The organism is Moorena bouillonii PNG, from assembly GCF_001942495.1.
In the GTDB taxonomy this organism is placed as follows: Bacteria; Cyanobacteriota; Cyanobacteriia; order Cyanobacteriales; family Coleofasciculaceae; genus Moorena; species Moorena bouillonii.
The window spans coordinates 4,415,510-4,420,379 of sequence record NZ_MKZS01000001.1 but is presented as its reverse complement, the minus strand read 5'-3'; the positions used below and the strand labels follow the sequence as shown (position 1 = coordinate 4,420,379).

Sequence of the window (4,870 nt, the reverse complement as noted above, 5' to 3'; positions counted from 1 at the left end):
GCGCTTTCCGTTGGCGAATTAAATTCGCCACGGGTCGCACCGAAAAATTGGGGGGTTAGGGGGGCAAAACCAACTAAACTTCGTAAGCCCTATAAATCTTTATATCCAACCGATGCTACCGGAGTTGATCTGATCGCTTCATCCGGTGATCGTTTCCTAGTCAAAACAGTAGAAGTGCTCGGTAACACCGTTTTACAAGAACAGATTACAGCATTAATTGAAGAGATTGAAAATCAAGAAGTCACCTTTGAAGATTTAATTGAACTGCGCTCTAAAATTACTCAACTCTATATTAACAACGGTTACGTTACCTCTGGTGCATTTTTACTGAATAATCAAGCACTGGACAGTGGCACTGTGCAAATACAGGTTGTTGAGGGTGAGCTAGAACGAATTGAACTGAATGGATTAAACCGTCTGCGATCTGACTATGTACTCCGCCCCCTAGAAATTGCTACTACTAAACCCTTAAATCAGCAACGCCTAGTCAAAGCACTGCAACTGTTGCAGCTAGACCCCTTAATCGAACGAGTGAACGTGGAATTGACCGCAGGGAGCACTCCCGGTCGTAATATATTACAGGTGACACTCAAAGAAGCCCCAGCCTTTCACACCGGTGTCAAGACAGAAAACAACCGTTCTCCCAGTATTGGTTCAACCCAAGTCAGTGTATTTGCTGCTCATGATAATCTATTCGGATTTGGCGATCGCATTCGTGGGGAATACGGTCTAACCGAAGGACTCGACATTTACGATATTCGGTATACCATCCCCATCAATGCTCGTAAAGGAACCCTGAGCTTGGGCTACAGTAATAGTGAGAATCGCCTTGTTTCCGAGAATTTCCAGGATTTAAACATTAGAGGTGAAACCCAGAACTATTCCCTCAGTTTCCGTCAGCCCTTATTGCGATCGCCAGAGACTGAATTCGCTGTTGGCTTAGGCTTAGACCTGCGTCACCGACAAACCTTCATACTCGATGACATTCCCTTGTCCTTCTCTCTAGCCACAGCAGATGGTACATCCAAGGTCACAGTAATTCGGCTGTTTCAAGATTGGGTCAAGCGCAGTCCAGAACGAGTATTAGCCGCCCGCTCCCAGTTTAGTCTAGGAATTGATGCCTTTGATGCCACTATTAGTGACTCAAGTCCTGATGGGCGTTTCTTCAGCTGGGTCGGACAATTCCAGTGGGTCGAGCAATTATCACCATCTATTCTGCTGATCAGCCGAATTAATACTCAACTCACCCCAGATTCCTTACTATCCCTAGAAAAGTTCACTCTAGGTGGTAGAGATACCGTCAGAGGCTATCGACAAAATCAAATCATTGCTGATAATGCCATCTTGGGGGGAGTAGAGGCACGTATTCTCCTCACCTCAGACTCCAGACTACAATTAACCCCTTTCTTTGAAATCGGTACAGCCTGGAATAATCAAGGACCTCACCCCAACCCTGCCACCATTGCTGGTGTAGGATTAGGCTTACGTTGGCAGATCGGATCTGGATTTAATCTCCGTCTCGACTATGGTATTCCCCTGATCGGGGTAGATAATCCGGGGGACTCACTGCAAGACAATGGCATTTACTTTTCCGTAGACTACCAGCCGTTTTAGTCAGCTCTCACCCATTTAAATTGTGAAAGTCGGGAGATGGGGAGATGGGGAGATGGAGAGATAGATGTAGGGTGGGCAGTGCATCAGCAAGATAATATCAGCACGCCATAGTCAATGTAAGCACTGCCCACCAGCAACGGATAAATCAGCAAGGTTTGAATTAGGATTGCTATAGTAAGGAACTTGTGGGCAGTGGTGGGCAAAATTTCGAGGATCTAGACTACTCCAAACCACCAAAGTGTTTTTGCCCACCCTACAAGCTTTGTAAAAAACCTACCCTTGTAAGGATAGGGAGATGGTAGACCGGTTTTTGCACAAGGGTCGCGATCTGAAAGTTAAATGCACATTAGCTTAAGGTATCCAGTTCAATTAAAAATTAAGAATTAAAAATTAAAAAGGGTAAATTCACAATGATAAACAACAAATTTAAAATCATCTCAACAAAAAATAAAACAAATATAGCACTACGTATTAACGTGGGTGTTTGACATTTATAAAAGCAGCAAAAGCTATTATGATCAGCTATTGCCTATTGCCTATTGCCTATTGCCTTGGGCTTAGCGCTATAACAAGTAGACTTAACTATGAAACCAAAAATTATTGTCATTGACGACCACGAATCGGTTCTAGAGGGAACCGTGAGCCAACTGCAAAAGCAATACCCAGAGGCAGAAATTGTTACGGCTAAAACTGCCCAGATCGCTCAAGAATACGTAGAGAGGTTATCCCCTGACTTAGTTGTTGCCGATCTTTCCATTCCCAAGCAGCAGGGGGATACTGCCCGAACCGATACGGGAATTCAACTCCTCAAAACATTAATGAAACTATACCCTACCCTCAATATAGTTGTTCAAAGCGCTAATATCAAAGCCTTAATCCGTTTAAAACCTGCTATTAATGAACATGAAGGAGGCTTTACCATCGTAGATAAAAGCCTGCCCCAGAAAGAAATGTTAATTAAAGTTGACTGGTCACTTCAGGGATTGATTTACACCCCCAAAGGGATGCGAAAAGGCTTGGAAATCAAATCCGAATGGTTAGAACTTCTAACCTTAGCCTTTGAAGAAGGATTACAGGATAGAACCATTGCTCAGCGGATGCAAATCTCCGAGCGCACCGTGCGTAACTATTGGACTAAAGTTCAAGACGTTTTAGGGGTTTATCCAAAACCCGGTGAAAATATTCGCATTAAAACCGAGAAGCGGGCAAGAGAAGTCGGTCTAATCGATTGAGACATGAAACGTTTTACTGAGGAGGAAATTCAAACCTGGCGGGTAGGATTTATGCCAGGACTAGTCGTGATCGCACTAGTAATCCTATTTCGCATCACTGGCGTCCTGCAAAGTCTAGAATTGATTGCTCTCGATAGTTTTCTCCGTTGGCGTCCTAGGGAATCTATTGATAAAAGAATTCTAATTGTTGGTATTAATGAACAAGACATCCAAGGCATAGGTACCTATCCCATACCCGATCGAGACTTAGCATCACTGCTGAGAAAACTAGCAACCTATAAGCCTAGAGCTATTGGTATTGACATCGTCAGAGATTTACCCGTTGATCCTGGTTACACTGACTTAGTCGCAGCATTTCAGGCTATCAAAACCGTGATTGGCATTGAAAAAGCCTTACCTGACCAATATGGCAATACCATTAATCCACCACCCACTTTACCCCCCGAACAAGTTGGCTTTGCCGATGTGATACCTGACGCTGACGGACACATCAGGCGCAGTTTACTAGGAACTTCAAATCGGGAAGGAGAGTATAAATTTTCTCTAGCTATACTGCTAGCAAAAGCGTATTTATCTAAAGAAGGAATTTCCCTAACCAATGGCACTTATGACCCAATAGCCATGCAGTTTGGTACTACGGAACTCACTCGCTTTCGCCCCAATTCCGGAGGCTATGTGAGAGCCGATGCTGGGGGAAATCAGATCCTAATTAATTTTCGCAATGCTCGCAAACCGTTTCGAATCGTATCCCTCAACGATATCCAAACTGGCAACATCGATCCAAGCTGGATTCGCGATCGCATAGTCCTGATTGGTATCACTAGCCATAGCGCTAAAGATATTGTCAATGTCTCTGCTATCCCTAGCTCTACTCCTGGACTAATGTTTGGTGTAGAAGTCCATGCTCATACAGTCAGTCAAATCATTAGTGCTGTTCTCGATGGACGACCCTTGTTAAGGGTTTGGTCAGATAGCTGGGAATATATATGGATTATGGTTTGGGGGTTTCTTGGTATCAGCCTCGCTAAACTAACTAAGACACCGCTACAGAATTTATTGAGTGTTAGTGTTGCTGGGATTAGTTTGGTGGGACTAAGTTATTTGCTCCTGATTTGGGGTTGGTGGATACCTGTAGTACCAGCCTGGTTCGTTTTAACTGTCAATGGTTTCAGCATCAATGCCTTCTATCTATACCACCAAACCTTAAAATCCCGCATTAATGAACGCCAATATATGATTGATTATACCTTTGACATCATTCATAATGGACCATTACAAACCTTAGCTAGGATACTCAGCTGCACTCAAGATCAGGATTTATCTCATGAGCAATTGCGCTCTCAACTAGAACAGTTAAACCAAGAACTCAGAGCAGTTTATGAATCAGTGCGTCGAGAAACCCTAACCCAAGATAGCAGTATCCACATCGGGATTGATTTAGACCTAGATTTGCAGCAACCGACTCACGACATTCTCTATCAAGTTTATAGCAATACCCTAGCTTTAAACTTTCCTTGCTTTGAAACCATTCAGGTAAAAATTATAAAATTTGACCCAATCGATACTCCGCCATTAAGTATCGAACAGAAGCGAGGATTGTGTCGATTTATGGAAGAAGCATTGTGCAATGTCGGTAAATATGCTAAAGGGGTGACTCGTCTGAAAGTTACCTGCACCCAAACAGAAGGTATGAATATTATTCGCATTCAAGATAATGGGTTGGGCATTAGCTCATCATCTCAACCCAAGAAATATAAGCGTTCAGGAGGTCGGGGAACTAAACAAGCTAAAGCACTAGAGCGACAACTAGGGGGAAGGTTTAAGCGATCTTTTTTGTCTCCTAAAGGAACAGTTTGTGAACTCACTTGGTCTGTCAGTAAAGGTCGATTTTGGTTTTGAAACTAGGTATTATATATAGCAATTATACGACTTGTGAGGTACAAATTTCTGGTTTTTAGGGAGCAGGGAGCAGGGAGCAGGGAGCAGGGAGCAGGGAGCAGGGAGCAGGGAGCAGGGAAGAGGGA

Annotated in this window: 3 protein-coding genes; all 3 read left to right on the top strand. The window is 43.6% G+C overall.

The window, feature by feature from the left end; all coding sequences use genetic code 11:
* Positions 1-1,614: ShlB/FhaC/HecB family hemolysin secretion/activation protein (locus BJP37_RS17985; protein WP_198954097.1), on the top strand; the 1,614-nt coding region annotated here is incomplete at its 5' end.
* Positions 1,615-2,198: 584 nt separating this feature from the next.
* Positions 2,199-2,846, top strand: coding sequence for a response regulator transcription factor (locus BJP37_RS41230; RefSeq protein ID WP_075900767.1), 648 nt, complete (start codon positions 2,199-2,201; stop codon positions 2,844-2,846).
* A 3-nt stretch (positions 2,847-2,849) separates the two neighbouring features.
* Positions 2,850-4,745, top strand: a complete 1,896-nt coding sequence (locus tag BJP37_RS17975; protein ID WP_075900765.1) for a sensor histidine kinase — start codon at positions 2,850-2,852, stop codon at positions 4,743-4,745.
* Positions 4,746-4,870: the final 125 nt, after the last annotated feature.

What these genes read in the sequence shown, in the direction of transcription:
- BJP37_RS41230 (WP_075900767.1), top strand. Translation starts at nt 2,199, where the DNA reads ATGAAACCAAAAATTATTGTCATTGACGACCACGAATCGGTTCTAGAG.
- BJP37_RS17975 (WP_075900765.1), top strand. Translation starts at nt 2,850, where the DNA reads ATGAAACGTTTTACTGAGGAGGAAATTCAAACCTGGCGGGTAGGATTT.